The organism is Variovorax sp. GW460-12-1-14-LB1 (assembly GCF_059423605.1).
Map to the genome: position 1 here is coordinate 21,536 of NZ_JBWKYF010000011.1, position 19,777 is coordinate 41,312.

The 19,777-nt window shown below is 68.1% G+C and carries 19 protein-coding genes; 7 read left to right on the top strand and 12 right to left on the bottom strand.

Annotation, left to right across the window (positions count from 1 at the left end; genetic code table 11):
* Positions 1–146: 146 nt before the first annotated feature.
* Positions 147–1,124 carry a helix-turn-helix domain-containing protein gene (locus AC07Y4_RS08015; RefSeq protein ID WP_487848467.1) on the bottom strand — a complete coding sequence of 326 codons (978 nt, stop codon included), beginning with the start codon at positions 1,122–1,124 and terminating at the stop codon, positions 147–149.
* A 122-nt stretch (positions 1,125–1,246) separates the two neighbouring features.
* Here AC07Y4_RS08015 and AC07Y4_RS08020 point away from each other — a divergent pair, with 122 nt between their 5' ends.
* The 5 genes from AC07Y4_RS08020 to AC07Y4_RS08040 all read left to right on the top strand — a co-directional run bounded on the left by AC07Y4_RS08020 (position 1,247) and on the right by AC07Y4_RS08040 (position 6,496).
* On the top strand, positions 1,247–1,978 hold the full coding sequence (locus tag AC07Y4_RS08020) for a fumarylacetoacetate hydrolase family protein (protein ID WP_487848466.1): 732 nt from the start codon (positions 1,247–1,249) through the stop codon (positions 1,976–1,978).
* Positions 1,979–2,003: 25 nt separating this feature from the next.
* On the top strand, positions 2,004–2,882 hold the full coding sequence (locus tag AC07Y4_RS08025) for a polysaccharide deacetylase family protein (protein WP_495274322.1): 879 nt from the start codon (positions 2,004–2,006) through the stop codon (positions 2,880–2,882).
* An 83-nt stretch (positions 2,883–2,965) separates the two neighbouring features.
* On the top strand, positions 2,966–4,216 hold the full coding sequence (locus AC07Y4_RS08030; RefSeq protein WP_495274323.1) for an MFS transporter: 1,251 nt from the start codon (positions 2,966–2,968) through the stop codon (positions 4,214–4,216).
* Between the two features lie 2 nt (positions 4,217–4,218).
* Positions 4,219–4,977: a sulfite exporter TauE/SafE family protein gene (locus AC07Y4_RS08035; RefSeq protein ID WP_487848568.1), complete on the top strand. Its 759-nt coding sequence runs from the start codon at positions 4,219–4,221 to the stop codon at positions 4,975–4,977.
* Between the two features lie 52 nt (positions 4,978–5,029).
* Positions 5,030–6,496 carry an amidohydrolase family protein gene (locus AC07Y4_RS08040; RefSeq protein WP_495274324.1) on the top strand — a complete coding sequence of 489 codons (1,467 nt, stop codon included), beginning with the start codon at positions 5,030–5,032 and terminating at the stop codon, positions 6,494–6,496.
* A 128-nt stretch (positions 6,497–6,624) separates the two neighbouring features.
* Here AC07Y4_RS08040 and AC07Y4_RS08045 read toward each other — a convergent pair whose 3' ends face one another.
* Genes AC07Y4_RS08045 through AC07Y4_RS08090 form a run of 10 tightly spaced genes read right to left on the bottom strand, consistent with a single transcriptional unit; the run spans position 6,625 to position 16,773 of the window.
* Complete coding sequence (locus AC07Y4_RS08045; protein ID WP_487848462.1) at positions 6,625–7,854, bottom strand: SDR family NAD(P)-dependent oxidoreductase; 1,230 nt, start codon at positions 7,852–7,854, stop codon at positions 6,625–6,627.
* The gene (locus tag AC07Y4_RS08050; protein WP_487848461.1) at positions 7,854–8,399 is read right to left on the bottom strand and encodes a nuclear transport factor 2 family protein; all 546 of its coding nucleotides are present in this window, start codon (positions 8,397–8,399) and stop codon (positions 7,854–7,856) included. Before AC07Y4_RS08050 ends, AC07Y4_RS08045 begins: the two co-directional genes overlap by 1 nt.
* Entirely contained in the window at positions 8,396–8,776 is a 381-nt protein-coding gene (locus AC07Y4_RS08055) for a VOC family protein (protein ID WP_495274325.1), read from the bottom strand. Before AC07Y4_RS08055 ends, AC07Y4_RS08050 begins: the two co-directional genes overlap by 4 nt.
* The gene (locus AC07Y4_RS08060; protein ID WP_487848459.1) at positions 8,773–9,531 is read right to left on the bottom strand and encodes an SDR family NAD(P)-dependent oxidoreductase; all 759 of its coding nucleotides are present in this window, start codon (positions 9,529–9,531) and stop codon (positions 8,773–8,775) included. The genes AC07Y4_RS08055 and AC07Y4_RS08060 overlap by 4 nt, the downstream gene beginning before the upstream one ends.
* A complete protein-coding gene (locus AC07Y4_RS08065) occupies positions 9,528–11,660 on the bottom strand; it encodes an acetate--CoA ligase family protein (protein ID WP_487848458.1) in 2,133 nt (710 codons plus the stop codon). The genes AC07Y4_RS08060 and AC07Y4_RS08065 overlap by 4 nt, the downstream gene beginning before the upstream one ends.
* 1 nt (position 11,661) lies before the next feature.
* Positions 11,662–12,423, bottom strand: coding sequence for an enoyl-CoA hydratase/isomerase family protein (locus tag AC07Y4_RS08070; RefSeq protein ID WP_487848457.1), 762 nt, complete (start codon positions 12,421–12,423; stop codon positions 11,662–11,664).
* Positions 12,420–13,529: an acyl-CoA dehydrogenase family protein gene (locus tag AC07Y4_RS08075; RefSeq protein WP_487848456.1), complete on the bottom strand. Its 1,110-nt coding sequence runs from the start codon at positions 13,527–13,529 to the stop codon at positions 12,420–12,422. Before AC07Y4_RS08075 ends, AC07Y4_RS08070 begins: the two co-directional genes overlap by 4 nt.
* 3 nt (positions 13,530–13,532) lie before the next feature.
* On the bottom strand, positions 13,533–14,693 hold the full coding sequence (locus tag AC07Y4_RS08080; protein WP_487848455.1) for an acyl-CoA dehydrogenase family protein: 1,161 nt from the start codon (positions 14,691–14,693) through the stop codon (positions 13,533–13,535).
* A gap of 28 nt (positions 14,694–14,721) precedes the next feature.
* On the bottom strand, positions 14,722–15,660 hold the full coding sequence (locus AC07Y4_RS08085) for a flavin reductase (RefSeq protein WP_487848454.1): 939 nt from the start codon (positions 15,658–15,660) through the stop codon (positions 14,722–14,724).
* A 21-nt stretch (positions 15,661–15,681) separates the two neighbouring features.
* Positions 15,682–16,773, bottom strand: a complete 1,092-nt coding sequence (locus AC07Y4_RS08090; RefSeq protein ID WP_487848453.1) for an LLM class flavin-dependent oxidoreductase — start codon at positions 16,771–16,773, stop codon at positions 15,682–15,684.
* Between the two features lie 102 nt (positions 16,774–16,875).
* On the opposite strand from AC07Y4_RS08090, the gene AC07Y4_RS08095 reads away from it, so the two are divergent.
* Complete coding sequence (locus AC07Y4_RS08095) at positions 16,876–17,784, top strand: LysR family transcriptional regulator (protein ID WP_487848452.1); 909 nt, start codon at positions 16,876–16,878, stop codon at positions 17,782–17,784.
* Here the strand turns inward: AC07Y4_RS08095 and AC07Y4_RS08100 are convergent.
* Positions 17,781–18,662 (bottom strand): SMP-30/gluconolactonase/LRE family protein, encoded by an 882-nt coding sequence (locus AC07Y4_RS08100; RefSeq protein WP_495274326.1) that lies wholly within the window; start codon positions 18,660–18,662, stop codon positions 17,781–17,783. The two genes, AC07Y4_RS08095 and AC07Y4_RS08100, sit on opposite strands and share 4 nt — an antisense overlap.
* Positions 18,663–18,799: 137 nt before the next feature.
* Between AC07Y4_RS08100 and AC07Y4_RS08105 the strand changes: the two genes are divergently transcribed.
* Positions 18,800–19,762 (top strand): Bug family tripartite tricarboxylate transporter substrate binding protein, encoded by a 963-nt coding sequence (locus AC07Y4_RS08105; RefSeq protein ID WP_487848450.1) that lies wholly within the window; start codon positions 18,800–18,802, stop codon positions 19,760–19,762.
* The last annotated feature ends 15 nt before the right edge of the window (positions 19,763–19,777 follow it).

A 19,777-nucleotide genomic window follows, 5' to 3' on the forward strand; every position in this document is an offset into this window, starting at 1 on the left:
ACACTCAGGCGGGCCAGGTTGAGTGTCGGCAACCCGTCCGGAGCCGCCGTACGCGAAGGACTGCCATGCAACGAATGCCCACGTCGGACTTGCAGCCACCGACGTCAAGCTCGAGAGCCTGATTGCTTACTGGGAGCATCGCGCCGTCAGTCCCACGTCCGATTCCCCCCTCGCTGAAATTGCCGCCGGTACGCGGAAGGCGTCGCCCCCACGATCTGCCCGAAACGGCGCGCGAACTGCGTCGGCTCTCCGAAACCGGTGCTTTCGCCGATCTCCGCCGCAGAGGCGCCTGTAAAGACCAACAGCGTCTTGGCGCGCTCGATCCGGCGTTCGGTCACCAGCTCCAGGAAGGTCTTGCCCGTTTCGCTCTTCAGCAGGTGGGCCAGATGCGTGGGCGACACATGGCTCGCATGCGCCGCATCGCCCAACGTCAGCTCCTGCGCGAGGTTGCGGCTGATGTAGCGGATGCAGCGCAGCACCGCCGGCCGGTACGACTGCAGGGCCATCCCCTGCGCCTCGCAGTTGCGAAACTCCTCGCCGTAACGTCGCCACACCATGCCGATCAGGTGAAGCAGATGGCTGCGAATCAGCAGATGGCTCGCGGTTTCTTCGCCCGGCGGCCGCTGCGCTTCCTGCGCCATGTGTTCGCACAGCGCTTGGAGCTGGTGGGTCTCGGTTTCATCGAAGCGAAAATCCAGGCAATGCTGGAACCGGAAAGGCGCGAGCTCGGGCGCGCGTGACAACGGCACCTCCGACAGCTCGAACACATCGAGGTCCAGCGACGGCAGCAGGTACTCCTTGCTGATGTTGATCACATGAAACACGCCGTCGGCCGCGTTCGGAATGTAATGAACCAGAAAGGGCAGCACGAAGCTCACCGTGCCGGCGCCGATGGCGCGCTGGTTGCCGCCGATGTAGTGCGTGGTCTCGCCCCGCGTGTTGACGTAGATCTGGAAGTACTCATGCCGGTGCGGCACCGGATTCGGCAGGCAGTTGCTCTGGTCGTGAATGCCGAAATAGGCGCGCTGTGCCCGCGCCGCCATCGTGTAGTTGCTGATGGCGGCACGCGCGGCACCGGCGCGGGGCGGCGGCACGAATTCGTCGGGGGAAGGCGTGGGTGGCATGAAGAGCTGATCTCAAGATCGCAAGGATTGCATATCTTTGCGCAAGCCTGCGCGTTGAGGTGAGAAGGCCTCGTTCCTAGACTCTAGCCACTCCTTTCCAAACCTTCCAGAGAGACAAACCCATGTCCCCCCACCCGACGGCCGAACTCGCGCAAGCGACCGATGTCCCCGCAAATACCGACGCCCTGCAAGTCCAGCCCATCTCCATCGACATCGTGGACAGCGACCAGCGTTTTCCCGTGCGCCGCGTCTACTGCGTGGGCCGCAACTACCTGGCCCACATCCGGGAGATGAAGGAAGGCGACGAGCGCGATCCACCGTTCTTCTTCCAGAAGCCGTCCGACTCGGTGGTGACCGACGGGCGCGTGCCCTACCCCACGCTGACGGACGATTTCCAGTTCGAGTTCGAACTCGTCGTGGCCATCGGCACTCATGCGTCGAACGTGACGCCCGAGGACGCGCTGGATCACGTCTTTGGCTACGCTGCGGGCCTCGACATGACAAGGCGTGACCGCCAGCGCGAATGCAACAAGCGCGGCCTGCCGTGGGAACAGGGCAAGTCTTTCGACCACTCGGCGCCCTGCGGCCCGATCCATCCGGTGGCGAAGGTCGGGCACATCCGATCGGGAACACTCAACCTCTCAGTGAACGGCGCAGTGCGGCAAGACTCGGTGCTCGAAAAGATGATCTGGAACGTCCACGAGATCGTCAGCGAGTTGTCCAAGCAATACCGCCTGCTGCCCGGCGACCTGATCTTCACCGGGACGCCGGAAGGGGTCGGCCCGGTGCAGCGCGGCGACAAGCTCACCGGCCGCATCGACGGGCTTGCGCCCCTGCAGGTCGAGATCGTCTGAGCCCGCAACAGCACACGGAGACACCATGAAACCACTCGAACGCATCTCGTACTCGTCCATCGCGGATCGCCCCGAACTGAAGTTGCCCGGCGGCAAACGACTGGCTGTCTGGGTGATCGTCAACGTCGAGGAATGGAACATCGACGAGACCATGCCCCGCACCGTGCTGACACCACCGGCCGGCGGTTCGCCGATGCCCGACATCCCGAACTGGGCCTGGCACGAGTACGGCAACCGCGTCGGCTTCTGGCGCATGCTCGAAGTGATCGACGCACTCGGCATCAATGCCACGCTCGCCATCAACGGTTCGGCCATCCGCGCCTACGAGCCCATCGCCAAGGCGGCGAAGGAACGCCAGTGGGAGTTCATCGGCCACGGCTTCGGGCAGCGCAACATGCAAAAGGTCCCCGACGAGGTCGAGGACATCGCCAAGACCACCGAGGCCATTCGCGCCTACACCGGCAAGCGCCCGCGCGGCTGGCTCGGCCCGGGGCTCACCGAGACCTGGCACACGCCCGACATCCTGGCCGAGCAGGGCTACGAGTACGTGTGCGACTGGGTGCTCGACGACCAGCCGGTGCGGCTGAAGACGCGCGACGGCGGCGCGATCGTGAACGTGCCCTACACGCAGGAATGCAACGACGTGGCGATGATGCTCATCCAGCACCACAAGGCCAGCGAGTACCGCGACCGCGCCATCGACCAGTTCGAACAGCTCTACGCAGACGCGAAAGACTCGGCCCGCGTCATGGCGTTGGTGGTGCACCCCTACATCATGGGCGCGCCGCACCGCCTGCGCTACTTCCGCGAAGCGCTGGCGCACATCCAGACGCATGACGACGTGGCCTTCCTGACCGGCGAACAGATCCTCGACTGGTACGGCGCGGCAATCCCCGCTGCGTGAACCCTCGCCGGCACAGCGCCGGCGATCCCGTGCAACGAACGAACAACAAACAGATTTCTCGCTCGGCGAGAAGGAGACAACACGTGCATTCCTCAACCTCGGTCATTTCCCCGGCCGGTGGCGCGCGCCGCGAGGCGCCCATCACCGCGCTGGAGATCGGCATGTTCCTGGTGCTGCTCGCCTCGTACGCGCTCAACGCGATGGACCGGCAGATCTTTCCGCTCATCGCCGCGGACGTGCGCAAGGAGTTCGGCTTCAGTCTGGCAGACACCGGTTTGCTGTCCACCATCTTCACGCTGGGCATGGCCGTGGCCGGCATTGCGACCGGCTATCTGCTGGCGCGGCTGTCGCGCAAGACGGTGCTGCAGATCGGCATTGCGATCTTCTCGCTGGGTACGCTGCTGGCGGCCTACTCGTACGGCTTCGCCGACATGATCGTCTACCGGGCCGTCACCGGCATCGGCGAAGCGATGCAACTGACGGTGGTGATCGCCATCGCCGCGAGCTACTTCGCGCGCTACCGGGCCACCGCCGTGGGCGCCATCAACTTCTCCTTCGGCATCGGCGCGATCCTGGGGCCGCTGCTCGGCGGCCACCTGATCGGCGTCGAGCGCGATTGGCGCCTGCCGCTCATCGTGTTCGGCGTCGCGGGCTTCGCGGCCATGGCGGTGATCGCGCTCACCGTGAGCAAGCGCATGACCGAGAACGTGGCGGCCACCGGCGGGCGCACCGACCAGCGCGGCGCCACCACCCTGTGGAACCGCAACACAGCCCTGCTGACCGGCATGAGCGTCATCGGTGGGCTCTGCATCTACGGCTACCTGGGCATGTACCCGACCTTCCTGCGCGAGCACCTGCACTACACGCCGTCGGACACCGGCCGCGTGATGAGCATCTTCGGTTTCGGTGTGTTCGCGTCGATCTTCGGCGGCTGGCTCGGCGACCGCTTCCATCCCAAGCTCGTGCTCTCGGCGAGCTTCGTGGGCACCGGCCTGCTGGGCTTCCTGATGTTCTCGGGCCCCACCGACATGGTGGTGCAGTCGGCGCTGTCCTTCGCGTGGGGCTTCGTGGTGAGCGGCGTGCTGTACGTGAACCTGGCGGGGTATCACATCAAGGCGGTGCATGCCTCGCTCACGAGCCGCGCCACGGGCGTGTTCGTCACCACGCTGTACGGCGCGGGTGCGGTCGCGGGCTTCGTCATCGGCGGCATCGCCTCGCGCTTCGGCTGGAGCACGGCCGGACTGGTGCAGATCACGCTGCTGGCGGCTGTCGGCGTGCTGCTCACGCTGCTGCTGCACACCGACCGCATGTCACTGCCGGCACGCAAGCCGTGATGCTGCTTGACGGGGCGCTGCTCGGCGGCGCCGCAGCCCTGGCCGGCGCACTCAATGCCGTGGCGGGCGGCGGCAGTTTTCTGACCCTGCCGGCACTGGCGATGGTCGGCGTGCCGCTGGTGTCGGCCAACGCCACCGGAACCGCCGCGTTGCTGCCGGGCTACCTGGCCGGTGCCTGGGCATTGCGCAAGGAGCTGTCGGGCCCGATGTCGCCTTCGCTCCTGCGGCTGGGCGTGCTGTCGGTGCTCGGCGGCGCGGCCGGTGCGGCGCTGCTGCTGTCGACCTCGAACCATGCCTTTGCCCGCATCGTGCCGTGGCTTCTGCTGGCCGCGACGCTGCTCTTCGCGATCGGGCCCGGTCTGGTACGCCGAAGGCTCGCCGCCGACAACAACCACAAGCCGCGAGGCCGGTGGCTCGCCGACCTGGGCATTGCCGCGGTCGCCGTCTATGGCGGCTACTTCAACGGTGGCCTCGGCATCCTGCTGCTCGCCGTGCTTGGTGCGCTGGGGCACACGGACATGGGACGCATGAACGGCATCAAGAACTTCGTCTCCGCGATTCTGACGCTGATTGCCGTGGCGATCTACGCGGCCAGCGGCGCGATCGTCTGGACCTACGCGCTGTGGATGGCCCTCGGTGCCACGGTGGGTGGCTATGCCGGCGGCATGGCGGCACGGCGGCTGAAGCCCGAGGTGGTGCGCGGCTTCGTCGTGCTGACGGGGCTGGCGATGACGGCGGCCTTTCTTCTCAAGGCGTATTGAACGGGCTTTCGTTTCTTTCTTCTTTCCGTCACTTCAATCACTCGGTCGACCCATGAAAACAACCAAGAGAGACTTCACCCGTTTTGTCGGCGCCTTGATGGTCGCCGCCACCGGTGCGCCGGCATTCGTCGGCTCGGCATCGGTGTCGGCCCGCACAGCGCGTGCGCCCGCATCGCCCGGCCTTCGACGCGGCAATTACCTGATCCGCAACGGCGCGGTCATCACGGTCGACCGCAGCAAGGGCGTGCTGCCGCGAGCCGACGTGTGGGTCCGCAACGGCGTGATCGAGAAGATCGGGCGCGGCCTGAGCGCACCGGCTGGCGCGGAGATCATCGATGCGACGGACATGATCGTCATGCCGGGCTTCGTCAATTCGCACTATCACATGTGGAGCGCCATCGGCCGCAGCTTCACCGCACGCGACGGCGGCTTCTCGTACTACCCAGCCAAGAACGCGACCTCGACCCTGTACACGCCCGACGATTTCTACAACAGCGTGATGCTGGGCTGCGCCGAGCTGGCGAACGGCGGCACGACGACCGTGCACAACTGGTCGCACAACACCCGCTCCCCCGCCCATGCCGATGCCGAACTGCGTGCGCACCAGCACTCGCTGCTGCGCGCCCGCTACGCCTACGGCCACGTCGACAAGATGCCCGCCGACGAACTCAACCGCTACGAGGACCTGGCGCGCGTGCGGCGCGAATGGTTCGGCGAGCGTTCGCCTTTCGACGGGCTGGTGCACCTGGGGCTGAACCTGCGCGGGCCGCAGCAGAGCACCGACGCCGTGTTCCACGAAGAGATGAAGGCCGCCAAGGCCAGCGGATTGCCCGTTGCGATCCACGCACCGCAGGAGGCACCGAACAACGTCGATGCCGTCGACTACGAACGACGCGGCTACCTGAGCTCGGATTTCATGCTCGCGCACTACGTGCCCGCCAGCACGGCCGACCTGGCGGCCATGGCACGCACGAAAACGCCGCTGTCCTTTGCTACGCACTCCGAGCTGCGGCTCAGCAGCACCGGCGATGCGCGCGCCGCGCTCTTCGCGATGCGCAACGCGGGCCTGACCATTTCGTTGTCGAGCGACGCGACCTCCATCGCACCGCCGGACATGTTCGAGGCCATGCGCTTCACCTGGAACCTGGGCGTGCCGTGGGCCGGCACGCCCAGCGCGCAGTCGAAGGCGGTCGGCGTGCCCGAGGCGATCGAGATGGCGACCCTCAACGGCGCCATCGCCATGGGGCTGGGCGACGTCACCGGCTCGATCACTGAAGGCAAGCGCGCCGACCTCATCCTGGTGCGCACGCAGGACCTGAACATGGGCCCGGTCGGCAACGTCGAGACCGCCATCGTGCAAAGCGGCAGTGCTGCCAACGTCGACACCGTGATGGTCGACGGGCGGATCGTGAAGCGCAACGGCCGGCTGCTGGCCTACGACACACGCGGCATCATGCGGCGCGCGCGGCAATCGGCGGACCGGATTCGCGCTGCGGCGAGCGAGGCCCTGAAGGCCTGAAGCTCCTGCGGCCATTCGCACGCGGCGTACACGTCGGCGGTCGAGCGGTTGGCGGGCCGACACCGGGAAAGCCGAGTCACCGAGTCACGAACGGCTGCAGCAGACGGCGACGCGCCCGCCGCAGGAACTCAATGCCCGGCGCCGAGCCTCAGCACCTGCCCGGTCAGAAACTGCGCGCGCGGGCCGGCCACATAGTCGAGCAGCGGCAGGCAGGCCTGCGGCACCAGGCCGTGCGTCAGCTCCAGCGCGTTGATACGCAGCCCGTGCGCGCCCCATTCGGCGGCCAGCGTGGCCACCAGCATCCGGGCCGCATCGGCGTCGCCGGCCAGCTGCCAGTCGAGCTCCGGTTCGGACGCAGGCAGCAGCAGCGTGAGGCTGGCCATCGCAGCGTGGCTCGAACGAAAGCAGCGCGCCGCATCGAGCACGGCATCGAGCCGCGTGCCGGGCGGCGCCGCCAGCGCGCGCGCGTCGATGACCGCCGGACAGCCCGCGCGCTCGAGGCGGCCTGCATGCGCACGCACCCACACGGCCAGCGCGGCATGCCAGGCCGGCTCGCGCACGGACTCGAGATGCGGGCGCAAGGGCGCATCGAACGGAAGCCGCAGATGCGCGCAGGCCGGCAGCGGCTGGCTTCCTCCGCACACGGACGAGCCGCCGTCGAGCACCAGCAGTTGTCCGGTGAGCACGCGCGCGCCGGGGCTGGCCAGGAAGCACAACGCGTGCGCCATGTCCTCGGGCTCGGCCATCCGGCCCATGGGGATCTTCGACACCGCCTGCGCCGGGTTCAGCCGGCCGCCGTCGATCAGGCGCTGCACGAGTTCGGTGCGCACGAAGCCCGGTGCCAGCGTGGTCACCGTCCAGTCGGGCCGGGCTTGCGCCAACGCGCGGCTCTGCGCGATCAGGCCGGCCTTGCTGGGGCTGTAGAGACCGCGCCACGGAATGGCGCGCAGGCCTGCACCAGACGCCACGTTGACGATGCGCGCCCCGGGCCGCAGGTGCGGCGCACAGGCCTGCACCATGCGCGCCGGCGCGGCCAGGTTGAGCGCAAGAAGGCGAGCCGCCGAGCCGTCGTCATGGCCCGACGTGGCCTCGGCGCCACCGGCCGACAGGCCCGCGTTGTTGATCAATGCATCGAGCGGCGGAATCTCGTGCCCCAGGCGCTCGATCCGCGCTGCATCCGTCAGGTCGGCCACGAGGTTCATCGGTGGCGCGGCGTCGGCCGGCCAGGCGGCTTCGAGGCGCTGCAGCGCCTGCGCATCGGCGTCGACCAGAACGCAACGCCATCCTGCGCGCGCCAGGGCCAACGCCGTGGCGCGGCCGATGCCTGCAGCGGCGCCGGTGAGCAGAACGGTGGGCATCAGGTGCCGCGCACGTCGCGCAACAGCGCGTACACGGCGTCGAGCGGCGCTGCCCTGCCGACCGGCTGGCGCGCGCCGAACAGGGCAGCGTCGTCCTGCGTCAGCTCGGGCCGTGTGCGCTCCTCGATCCAGTCGTAGACCACGGTCCGCGCGGCCACGCGCCACTCGCCGTCGCGACGCTCGAAACGGTCCACGTAGCGACCGCAAAGAAAGGTCTCGCGATCGGGCTGCGTGACCGTGGCCTGCAGCGCGAAGAAGCTGCTTTCCACTGCAGCCACCTCGCGATGCAGCTCGATCAACACGTTGGTGATCTGGTGGACGCGGCGTCCGCCTTGCCGCAACCTGGGCAGCGCCTGCGCGATGAAGCCGGCGGCGCTGCCGTTCCACGCGCCGTGGCAGTCCGTGGCGTCCTCCCAGTAAGCCGAACGCAAGGCGGCCTCGTCGCAGCGGTCGATGCCGCGGCAATAGCGCAGCAGGCAGTCGCGGATCGCCTCGCGGTCCAGCAGCGACTGCAAGGCCGCCGGCATCGGCTCGGGTGTACTCATGCAGCAGTGGGCGCGGCGCGCCGAAAGAGCTGCACCAGGTTGCCCTCGGGATCGCGCAGCGACAGCACGGCCCCGTGATCGCCCATGTCGCGCAGGCCCAGGACCTGCCCGCCGGCGGCAACGATGCGTTCCTGCGCGCCCTCGAAGTCGTCCACCTCCAGCACCATCACCAGCCCGCTGGTCGCGGGTGCGGCCTCTTCAAGACAGGCCAGGGCCACGTTGGTGTTGCCCAGGCCGTATTGGATCCAGCGGTCGCCATCGCGGAACTGCATCGGCAGGCCGAGCGCGCCTTCGTAGAAGGCATTCAGGCTGGCGGGCTCCTTCGCCACGACGAACACGTTCTGCACGCGCTTGGGCGATGCAACGGCGCCGCTCACAGCGAGGTCTCCGAAGCGCCGCCGTCCAGGCGCAGCACATCCGCATTGAAGAAACGCGAGCCGTCGCCGGCCAGGAAGCAGATGGCATCGGCGATGTCCTCCACCGTGCCCAGGCGGCCCAGCGGTGTGCGCCCGATGCGCCGGGCGTCGAGTTCGGCGTTGCGATGCTTGGCCGTGCCCTCGGTGGGCACGGCGCCGGGCGCCACCGCGTTCACGCGGATGTTGCGCGCGCCCAGGTCGGCCGCCGATGCCCGGGTGATGCCCAGCACGCCGGCCTTGATGCCGCTGTAGACCACCGAGCGCATCGGCGACTTGAAGGCCGCGATGGACGCCACGTTGATGATCGAGCCACCGCGTTCCGCGTCCATGACTTCCGCCGCGGCCTGGATGCCCCAGATCACCGACTTGAAGCCGATCTCCACCATGCGGTCCATGACCTCCGGCGTGATCTCGGCGAGCGGCTGGTAGCGCACCCAGGCGGCGTTGTTGACCATGATGTCCAGCCGTCCCGCGTCGCGCACGAACTGCGCCACGGCCTCGCGCATGCCTTCGCGTGTCGACACGTCGCAAGGCAGTCCGATGGCCTGGCCGCCCAGCGCGCGGATCTCGGCCACGGCCTCTTCCACGAACTCGGGCTTCAGGTCGTTGATGCCGACCGTGGCGCCCAGGCGGGCCATGGCGCGTGCGGTGGCGCGACCGATGCCGTGGCCGGCGCCGCTGATGAAGGCCGCTCGGCCTGAAAGGGACTGGGTCATGGGTGGGCTTTCGTGAGGGGTTGCTCGGGCACCAGCAGGGCGTCCAGCGCATGCGCGCCGCGCCCCTGGTCCAGCACCATCAAGGGGTTGATGTCGATCTCGGACACGCTGTCGACATGGCGCACGGCGAATCGCGACAGCGCCGCGATGGCCTTCGCCGCCGCCGGCACATCGGCCTTGGGCCGGCCGCGCGCGCCGTCGAGCAGCGGGAAGGCCTTGAGCGACTGCAGCATGGCGGTGGCCTGAGCCTCGTCCACGGGCGCCGGCTGCAGCGCCACGTCCTTGAAGATCTCGGCAAAGATGCCGCCCAGGCCGACCATCACCATCGGGCCGAACATCGGGTCCTTCTTGGTCCCCAGGATCAGCTCGACGCCGCCCTTCACCATCTGCGCGACGAGCACGCCGGCGATGCGCGCCGCGGGCGCCTTCTGCGCCACGCGCGCGAGCAGCTGGTCGTACTCCTCGAGCAGTTGCGCTTCGGACCGCACGCCGACGAACACGCCGCCGACCTCGGTCTTGTGGGCGATGTCGGGCGAGACGATCTTGAGCACCAGCGGAAAGCCCATTGCGCGCGCCGCGGCGAGCGCCTCGTCGCGGTTGGCGGCAATCGCCTCCCGCGGCACGGGCAGGCCGGCTTCGGCCAGCACGGCCTTGGCGCTCGCCTCGGTCGCGAAGGCCTCTGCGGCCAACGGCACGCACTCGATGGCCGGTGCCACGGCCCGCGCGGCATCGCACGCACCGAAGCGCAACAACGCCGCCAGCGTCGCGCAGGCCGCATCGATGCCTTCGACCACCGGAAAACCCATGGCGTTGAGCGTGGCCCGCACCTCTTGCGGCGCGCGGGCACACAGAAGGATCAGGCGCGAGGGATGGTCCTGGCGCACCTGTTCCAGCGCGGCAAGAAACACATCGCGCAGCCGGGGCACATGGAAGGCGTTGGCCGACTGCAGGATCAACGCATCGCAGCTGGCATCGCGCGCCACCGCATCGAGCATCGCCGCCAGCACCTCGGGCCGGCTCGACACCTGCGCCGTCATGTCGACCGGGTTGGAGGGCGCGGCGAAGGGCACGACCGACAAGATGCGCTCCTGCGTCTGCGCCGCGAGCTTGGGCAGCGCCAGGCCTTGCGCGCTGGCCGCGTCGGCCAGCAGCACGCCGAAGCCGCCGGAAGCCGTGAGCACGGCCACGCGGTGGCCGCCGGGCACGCGCGCCGGACCGACGACGGACAGCGCATGGCCGACTTCGAGCAGTTGCTCGATGCTGGGCACGCGGATGGCGCCACCGTTGCGCAGCACGGCGTCGAACACGGCGTCGGAACAGGCCAGCGCGCCGGTGTGCGAGGCCGCAGCCTCGCTGCCGGCCTCCGAGACGCCGACCTTCAACACCACCAGCGGCTTGCCCGCCTCGCGGGCCATGGCCATGGCCTGCGTCAGCTTGGCGCCGTCGCGGCAGGTTTCCATGCAGCAAAGGATCACGCGCGTGCCAGGGTCGGTTGCCAGCGAAGCGATGGCATCGGCGATGTCCACGTCGCATTCGTTGCCCGTGGTCAGCATGCGGCTGACGCCCAGACCGCGCTCGCCGGCCAGGCGCAGGGTGAAGCTGCCCAGGTTGCCGCTCTGCGAGACGATGCCCACCGAACCGGCGACGGGAAAGGACGACTCCAGCGCCACCGAAAAGGTGGCGATGCTCTTGTCGGGCACACCGATCGCGCCCAGGCAGTTGGGGCCGACCACGCGCAGGCCAGTGGCGCGGGCGACGTCGCCGATCTGCGCCTGCAGACGGCTGCCCTCCTCGCCCATTTCGGAAAACCCGGCCGACAGGATGACCGCGGCTTTCACACCGCGCCGGGCGCAATCCTTCACCGCATCGAGCACGCCCGCAGGCGGCACGGCGATCACGGCCAGCTCGGGCACTGCGGGCACGTCGTCCAGACTGGCATAGGCCGGCAGCGACTGCACGAGGCCCGCCTTGCGGTTGATCGGATAGATGCCACCCGCGTAGCCGTACTTCTGCAAAAACTGCAAGGGCCGGCCGCCGATCTTGGTGACGTCGTCCGACGCCCCGAAGATGGCGATCGAGCGCGGCTTGAACAGCGCGTCCATGCCGCGCCCCACTTCCACGACCGGCATCTCAGCGCCCCTTGTAGACGGGTTTGCGCTTCTCGAGGAAGGCCTTGCGGGCTTCCTGCGCGTCTTCGGTGCGGGCCAGTGCCATGGTGAAGTTCTGCTCGAAGCGGTAGCCGTCGCGCTGCGGCATCAGGTCCATCATGTTGGCGGCCTGCTTGGCATAAGCGATGGCCAGCGGCGCCTTGGAGGCGATCTCCTGCGCGATCTCCAGCGCCAGCGGCATCAGCTGTTCGGCGGGCACCACCTCGTCGATCACGCCGCGGCGGTACAGTTCGGCGGCAGGCACCTTCATGCCGGTGAAGAACATGCGGCGCGTGAACGACCGCCCGACCATGGTGCGCAGCATCGAGACACCGCCTGCGAGCCCGACGTTGATCTCGGGCATGGCGAAGGTGGCGTCCTCGCTCGCCAGGAAAATGTCGCAAGCGGCCATGAGGCCGAAGCCCGCACCCAGCGCGGGGCCGTTGACGGCCGCGATCACCGGCTTGGCGCATTCGCGGATGGCATTGCCCGTCTCGCGCGTCCAGCGGTTGTGGTCGAGAAAGTCGCCGGCCTTGTCGGCATTGGGGCGGTCCTTCAGGTCCGCGCCGGAGCAGAAGAACTTGCCGGTGCCCGTGAGGATCGCCACGCGCACGTCAGGGCGCTCGGAGACTTCATCAAAGATCTCGATCAGGCGGCGGCGCGTGGCGCGGTCCAGCGCGTTGACCGGCGGTTTATCGAGCCGGACGACGGCGATGTAGTCGGAAACTTCCAGATTGATGCTCATCGCACACTCCCGGTTTGGTTGGAAAAAGAAACTTGCGGTGCACACGCCTGTGGCGCCAGCAGTTGGGCGACATGCAGGAGCCGGTCGCCGTAGCGGAACTCGGAGGCGATGAGGCGCTGCGCGGTGCGTGTGGCCAGCACCTCTTCGCTCACGCCCATGCCTCCGTGCATCTGGATGGCCGCTTCCGCGCAGGCGCGCGCCGACTCGGCCAGCGACACCTTGGCCAGGCGCAAGGTGCGGCGCAGGTCGGGCGCGTCCTGCTCGTATTCGTTGAAGCAATGGATCACCAGGCCCTTGGCGCCCAGGTACTTCACGTACATGTCGGCCACGCGATGGCGCAGCACCTGGAAGCTCGAGAGCGCCACGCCGAACTGGCGCCGCTCCTTCAGGTGGGTGACCGTCTGGCGGATGAGGGTGGCCAGCGCGGCCACCGTGTCGGCGGCCGTGAGCAGCAAGGCGGCATCGGTGGCCTTGGCGCGCGCATCGCGTGCAGCAGCGCCACGCGCGATGCAAGCGCTCTCGGGCACGGGCAGCTGCGTCAGGATGAAGTCCGCGCCCAGGCGGCCCTCCATCGTCCGGTATCGGGCCTTCGGTGCGCCGATGCGTTCGGCATCGACCAGGAAGATGGCGTCCTCGCCATCGACCTGTGCCGGCACGAGGTAATGCGTGGCAGGCAGCGTTGCATCGACGCCCTGCACGGCGCCGCTCAACTCGTAGCCGATGTCGAGGTGCCTGGCCGTCACGGCATTGACGTCGGGCGTGGCAGACAAGGCAGTAAGGGGCGCCATCTGCACGCTGCCCTCAGCCACGGCCTCCAGCCAGCGCCGGGCCGTTTCGGCCCCCGCGGCCTGCAGCAACAGCGGCACCACGGCGCAGGTCTCGACCACCGGCAGCTGCAGGCCATGCGTGGCGAGCCCCTCCACGATGGAGGCCAGATCGCTCAGGTTGCCGCCGACACCGCCGGCCTCCTCGGGCACGAGGGTGGCCGTCCAGCCCAGTTCGCGCACGGGGTCGCCCTGGACCTCGAGGGCGATGTGGTCCTCGGCATAGCGGCTCGCCGCGTCCAGCAGCATGCCGGGAAAGAGCGACGGGAAAGATGTGGACATGGCTCAGGCTCCCAGAAGTTCGTTGGCGACCACGTTGCGCTGCACCTCGGAGGTGCCGCCGGCGATGGTGCGGGCGCGCGTGAACATGTAGTTCTGGATCCAGGTGGCGTCGGGCACGTCGTCCCCCACCTCGGCGAGAAAGCGATGCGCGGCATCGGGACCGACCGCATCGAGGGCGATGGTCGTCAGGCGCTGCGCGACGTCGGCGCAGGTCATCTTGATGACCGAGGGCTGCACGCCCAGCGGGCGCTGGTGGATCAGGTCGTCGGTGGCCTGCGCCATCATCACGCGCGCGCCCTTCACGTCGGCCTCGCACAGCAGCAGCTTGTGGTGCAGGCCGCTGAAGTCGCGCAGCCCCGCAGTGGCACGGCTCGCCTCTTCCACCAGTTGCGTGACCTGGCGGCGCATGAGCTCCAGCCGCGCCACGTTGGCCGGCGGAAGGCGTTCACGCTCGAGCAGGAATTTGGCGCAGGTCCAGCCCTTGCCGACTTCGCCGACGAGGTTGTCGGCGCGCACGCGCACCTCGTCGAAGAACACCTCGTTCAGGTGATGCCAGCCGTCGATGGTCTGGATCGGGCGCACGGTGATGCCCGGGGTGTCCATGGGCACCAGCAGCAGCGAGATGCCTTCCTGCTTCTTCGCCTCCTTCGACGTGCGCACCAGCATGTAGATCATGCTGGCCTCGTGGGCATGCGAGGTCCAGATCTTCTGGCCGTTGACGACCCACTCGTCGCCGTCCCGCCGTGCACTGGTGGACAGCGAGGCCAGGTCGGAGCCCGAGCCGGGCTCCGAATAGCCCTGGCACCACCAGTCCGAACCGTCGAGGATGCGCGGCAGGAACCGGGCCTTCTGCTCGGGTGTGCCGAAACGGATGATCACCGGACCGATGTGGCCCAGCCCGTGGTGGTACAGGGGCGGACAGTCGTTCTCGGCCATCACCTCCTCGAAGATGAGACGCTGGCGGATGTCCCAGCCCGTGCCGCCCGCTTCGCGCGGCCAGCTCGGCGCACCCCAGCCCTGGGCGTTGAGGATCTGCTGCCAGGCCTGGTACTCGCGCTTGGTGATCTTCTGGCCGGCCGCGACGACGGCTCGGATCTCTGGCGGGCAGGCACTGCGCACGAACGATTCGAGTTCGCGCCGGAAGCCGGCGTAGTCGATGGACATCTTGTCTCCTGTGGAATTTCGGAAAGGCTCAACCCTTGCGCAGCTGCGTGATCAGCTCGTCCAGGGCGGCGGCGGCACCGGCGGCGTCGCGCTGGCGCAGGGTGTGCGCCACCTTGCGGCGCAACGGAAACAGGTCGGGACGCGGGCGCACCGAGAGCACATGCGTCATGCGCTCGCGCAGCACGCTGGTCATGGTCTGCGCCATCAGCGTGAGCGCTTCGTTGTGGCCGGCCGTGGCGATCGAGGAGAAGAACGCACTGGCGGAGGCGATGCGCTCCTTGAGCGGCGCGTCGTCGGGGTGGGCCTCAATGGCACCGGCGGCTTCATGCACGGCGTCCAGCTCGGCCTCGGTGGCGCGTTCGCTGGCCAGGCGCAACAACGTGCCATAGAGCGTGCGATAGGCCTCGTCGATGTCGGCGTCTCCCAGCCGCCCTTCCACGACCAGCTTGCGCAGCGACTCGGCCAGCTTCATGTAGGCGCCCTTGTAGAACACCAGCGCCTGGTCGGTTGCCCCGGCGCTCAGGTGCTGGACCTCGCCGATGAAGATGGTGTGGTCGCCGGCTTCGTGGGCCGCATGCACGCGGCATTCGAAGCTCGCCAGGCAATCGTCGATCAGTGGCATGCCCAGCGCGCCGGCGCGCCACGGCACGCCCTCGAACTTGTCCTCGATCTTGCTCGATGCGAACCGGCCCGACAGCGCATCCTGCTGCTCGGAGAGGATGTTGATGACAAAGCCGTCCGCCGCCTGGAACGTGCCCAGCAAGCGGCTCGCATTGCGCAGGCTGAACAGCACCAGCGGCGGGTCCAGCGAGACCGAACTGAAGGAGTTGCAGGTCAGGCCGGCCGGCTGGCCGTCCGGCGAGCAGGTGGTGATGACCGCCACGCCGGTCGGAAAGCACCCGAGCAGCTGACGGAACTGGGCAGGCTCGATGGCGCCGCGGGTGCTTTCTTCAGCGACTTCGGACATGGCGTCTCCTGGCGCTCGGCCTCAGGCCGCAGCGAGTTCGCTCTGGACCGCGGGCCGATGCGGCGGATCGTTGGCGATCTCCTGCTGCACCGTCGGAATGATGACCTTGCCCCAGACCTCGAGCTGGCGCAGCATCGTGGCGTGATCGAAATCGCCCATCTGCGTCTGGAAGCAGTAGTGCACCGGCTTGAGCGTGCGGATTTCGTTGATCACGCGCTCGATCACGGTGTCGATGTCGCCCACGGGCAGCAGCGCGCGCATCTCGTCCAGCGTGGGCTCGCCCTCGACGATGCCTTCCTCGACCTGGTAGTCGTCGGCGATCTGCGCGGTGCGCCGCTTCAGGCTCACGGCGATGCGGCGCTGGTAGCGGGCGCATTCGAGGTAGCTCTCGACCTCGTCCTTGTTGTTGCTCGCATAGGCCGCGCGCAGCAGGCCGACCTGCACGCCGGCCGGGTCCTTGCCCTCTGCCACAGCCACCTTGTCGATGAGGGCCCGAGTGCTGGCCAGCTTCTCCAGGCCGCCGTCGCCGCCGGAGACGAACACGTGGTGGTCGGACTTCACGGCGCGCGACAGGAAGGCCGGGTCGACGCTGGTGATCCACATCGGTGGCATGGGACGCTGCACCGCGCGCTGGCTGATGGCGCTCATCGGCTGCTGGTAGTACGCGCCGTCGTAGCTGAACTTCGGCTCCTTCAGGCCCGCCTCGAGCATGTCGAGCATCTCGAAGGTGCGGCCCTTGGCGGATTCGAGCGACACGCCGAAGCGCTCGAACTCGAACTGCTGGTAGCCCGAGCCGATGCCCAGGTTCAGGCGGCCGTTCGACAACTGGTCGACCATCGCCACATCGGCGATCAGGCGGGCCGGCGTGTACAGCGGAGCGACGACAATGCCGGTTCCCAGCCGGATGTTGCGGGTGACCGCAGCGCAGTGCGCGATCATGGTCAACGGCGACGAGCACATGCCGTAGTTGCTGAAGTGGTGCTCGGCGTACCACGCGGCCCCGAAACCCAGTTCGTCCGCCAGACGCGTCTGCTCGATGGCGTCGCGCAGGATCTGGTGGGAGGTCTTATGCTTGTTCCGCTGCTGCATCAAAATGAAGATTCCGAAATCCATCGCTGTTGCTCCTGGTTGGCTGGTGTTGATCGAGGTCCATCGTAGGAACTCAACGCCTGCGTGGATCACCAGCGAACGCACAGCTTCTTTGCGTCTTTCGAAATGAAGGCCCTCGACTCGCTGCGCATCTTTGTGGCCACCCAGAGAAAGGGCAGCCTCTCGGCCGCGGCCCGCAGCCTCAGCCTCTCGCCCGCGACCATCTCGCGGCGCATCAGCGCACTGGAAGAAGAACTGGGCGTGCAACTGGTGGACCGCACCAGCCGCAACCTCAAGGTGACGGAAGCAGGCCAGGCCTTCCTGGAGCGGGCCGAGGCGATGCTGGAACTCATGAGCGAGGCCGAGCAGGCCGTGCACAACGCGCGCCAGCGACCAGAAGGCCGCCTGCGCGTGCATTCGCGCACGCACATCGGCCTGCGGGTGCTCGCGCCGCTGCTGCCGCGCTTCGCGGAGCTCTACCCCGACATCCGTGTCGAGCTCGAACTCTCCGAGCATCCGATCAACCTGGTGGAACACGACTTCGACGTCGACATTCGCACCGGAGAGTCCAACGATTCGGGCTTTGTCATCAAGCGCCTGCAGTCCAGCGACGAGGTGCTGGTCGCCAGCCCGGCCTTCGTGAAGACCTACTCGCGCATCCGCCATCCCAGCGACCTGCCGCAGGTGCGCTGCCTCACCTACCGGCGCGAGCGCGAAGTCATCACCTGGAAGTACATCGACCCGGCGGGCGAACAGCAGGAGCTGGCCATCCAGGGCGTGCTCAGCGCCAACAACGGCGAGCTGCTGCGGCTGGCCGCCATCGGCGGCATGGGCGTGGCGCTGCTGTCCGAGGCCACCGTGCGCGACGACCTGCGCGACGGCACCCTGGTGCGGCTGCTGCCCGAGTACCGCTTTGCCGTGCGGGCGTTTTCCAACGGCGTCTTCGCCGTCTTCCGGCAAAGCCGCGTGCTGCCGCTGAAGGTGCGGGCCTTCGTGGACTACGTGGCGGATGCGCTCCGAAGCGAGCCCCGCTAGACGTCGGCGAAGTGATGGGGCAGACGCCCCGTGGCGGGCAGGCCGGTGATCACGAACAGCCCGCCATCCTGCGCCTGGTTGCCCTCCAGCCGCGCGCTGCGTGAAATGCTGGTCAGGTACATGTGCTCCAGGCGGGGCCCGCCGAAGCAGATGCTCGTGGGGTAGCTCACCGGCAACTCGACAAGGCGCTCCAGCGTGCCGTCCGGGGCATAGCGCGCCAGCTTGGCGGCGCGCGTCAGCACTGTCCAGAGGAACCCTTGTGAATCCACCGTCGCCCCGTCGGGCCCGGAGTCGAACGCGTGCGTCTTCGCGAACTCGCGCTTGTTGCGCAGGGGACCGCTCGGATCGTAGTCATAGGCCCAGAGGGTTCTCTCCAGGCTGTCGGCCAGGTACAGCACGCGGCCGTCGGGGCTGAAGCAAGGCCCGTTGGCAAAGCCGATGTCGTCGGCCAGGTGCTCCACGCCAAGGTCGGGGCGCAGCCGGTAGAGCCCGCCCTTCACGGCCTCGCCGGCCTGGCGATCGACGTGCATGGTGCCCGCCAGGAAGTTGCCCGCCGGATCGCACTTGCCATCGTTGAAGCGGACCTTCGGATCGTCCACGGGAATGCGGGCCAGGTGCTCCAGCGTCCGCGTGGCGAAGTCATAGCGCGCAAAGGTGTGGCGCAGCGCCACCACGACAGCCTGACTGCGGCATGGCGCGATCGAACCCACGGGCGCGGGCAACGGGTGCGGCTCGGGCAGCTCGGCCTCGGGGTTCAACCGCCACAGCGTGCTGGCCAGCGCGTCGATCCAGCTCAGCGCCTGTGCATCGGCATCCCAGCAGGGGCTCTCGCCCAGTTGATCTTTGGTCGTCCCGACCCGAGTGATCTTCACGGTCATCGGGCAAGTGTGCGGGCGCGCTGGCGCCCCTGTCGGCGCATCCCGCAAAGCTGCTTTTCATTCCTTGCAGATCACCGCTGGGAGCTGCGCCCTAGACTGAATCCAGCGTTCGATTCGAACCAGAACAGGAGACAAGAATGAGCTATCGAAAACTCGTCATGGGGTTGGCGCTGGGTGCCTGCGCGCTCGCCCCGGCCCTCGCCCTTGCGCAACAGGTGACCCGCCTCGTCGTGCCCTTTGCGGCCGGCGGCGGCACCGACCAGTACTGCCGCATCCTGGCCCAGGAACTCGGCAAGCAGGGGCTGAACGTCATCATCGAGAACAAGCCCGGCGCCAGCGGCATCCTTGCCGCCGACTACGTGGCCCGCGCCAAACCGGATGGGCAGACCGTGCTCGTGTCGTCGCTGGGCACGCTCGCGAACAACAGCGTGCTCTACGAGAAGCTGCCCTACGACCCCGTGAAGGACTTCGCACCGGTCACGCAGATCGCCTACCAGCCCGCCATCGTCGTGGGCCGCACCGACCTGCCCTACAAGAACATCAAGGAAATGGTGGCCTACGCCAAGCAGAACCCCGGCAAGATCAACCGCGGTTCGCCCGGCGCGGCCATCCTGACCAACCTGGCACCCATCGCTTTCGAAAAGGAACAAGGCATCAGCACCTTGCACATTCCGTTCAACGGCGACGCCCCCGCGTTGCAGGCCCTGCTGGGCAACCAGATCGACATCCACGGTACGTCGATCACGGGATCGCTGCCCTACGTGAAATCGGGCAAGTTGCGCGTGCTCGGCGTGATGGATTCACAGCGCCTGCCGCAGGTGCCCGACGCCCCCACATTCAAGGAACAGGGCTTCGACATGGAAGCCACGCTCTGGTACTCCCTCTCGGTTCCCACCGGCACGCCCAGGCCGGTGATCGACCGGCTGAACAAGGCCGTGAACCAGGTGATCGCCGACCCCGACTTCGTGGCCCGCGCCCGCGCCATCGGCATGGAGCCCCGCGGCGGCACGCCCGAAGAGCTGGCCCGGTTCATCAAGGTCGAGGCGGACCGCTGGCTTCCGATCCTGCGCAGTTTGAATCTGCCGAAGCAATCGCACTGATCCTCGGAGCCCCAT

Excerpts from the sequence above, each read along its gene's own strand:
- AC07Y4_RS08040 (WP_495274324.1), top strand. The coding sequence starts at position 5,030 with ATGAAAACAACCAAGAGAGACTTCACCCGTTTTGTCGGCGCCTTGATG.
- AC07Y4_RS08060 (WP_487848459.1), bottom strand. The coding sequence starts at position 9,531 with ATGACCCAGTCCCTTTCAGGCCGAGCGGCCTTCATCAGCGGCGCCGGC.
- AC07Y4_RS08070 (WP_487848457.1), bottom strand. The coding sequence starts at position 12,423 with ATGAGCATCAATCTGGAAGTTTCCGACTACATCGCCGTCGTCCGGCTC.
- AC07Y4_RS08045 (WP_487848462.1), bottom strand. The coding sequence starts at position 7,854 with ATGCCCACCGTTCTGCTCACCGGCGCCGCTGCAGGCATCGGCCGCGCC.
- AC07Y4_RS08015 (WP_487848467.1), bottom strand. The coding sequence starts at position 1,124 with ATGCCACCCACGCCTTCCCCCGACGAATTCGTGCCGCCGCCCCGCGCC.
- AC07Y4_RS08100 (WP_495274326.1), bottom strand. The coding sequence starts at position 18,662 with ATGACCGTGAAGATCACTCGGGTCGGGACGACCAAAGATCAACTGGGC.
- AC07Y4_RS08095 (WP_487848452.1), top strand. The coding sequence starts at position 16,876 with ATGAAGGCCCTCGACTCGCTGCGCATCTTTGTGGCCACCCAGAGAAAG.
- AC07Y4_RS08105 (WP_487848450.1), top strand. The coding sequence starts at position 18,800 with ATGAGCTATCGAAAACTCGTCATGGGGTTGGCGCTGGGTGCCTGCGCG.
- AC07Y4_RS08050 (WP_487848461.1), bottom strand. The coding sequence starts at position 8,399 with ATGAGTACACCCGAGCCGATGCCGGCGGCCTTGCAGTCGCTGCTGGAC.
- AC07Y4_RS08085 (WP_487848454.1), bottom strand. The coding sequence starts at position 15,660 with ATGTCCGAAGTCGCTGAAGAAAGCACCCGCGGCGCCATCGAGCCTGCC.
- AC07Y4_RS08080 (WP_487848455.1), bottom strand. The coding sequence starts at position 14,693 with ATGTCCATCGACTACGCCGGCTTCCGGCGCGAACTCGAATCGTTCGTG.
- AC07Y4_RS08075 (WP_487848456.1), bottom strand. The coding sequence starts at position 13,529 with ATGTCCACATCTTTCCCGTCGCTCTTTCCCGGCATGCTGCTGGACGCG.
- AC07Y4_RS08025 (WP_495274322.1), top strand. The coding sequence starts at position 2,004 with ATGAAACCACTCGAACGCATCTCGTACTCGTCCATCGCGGATCGCCCC.
- AC07Y4_RS08090 (WP_487848453.1), bottom strand. The coding sequence starts at position 16,773 with ATGGATTTCGGAATCTTCATTTTGATGCAGCAGCGGAACAAGCATAAG.
- AC07Y4_RS08020 (WP_487848466.1), top strand. The coding sequence starts at position 1,247 with ATGTCCCCCCACCCGACGGCCGAACTCGCGCAAGCGACCGATGTCCCC.
- AC07Y4_RS08065 (WP_487848458.1), bottom strand. The coding sequence starts at position 11,660 with ATGCCGGTCGTGGAAGTGGGGCGCGGCATGGACGCGCTGTTCAAGCCG.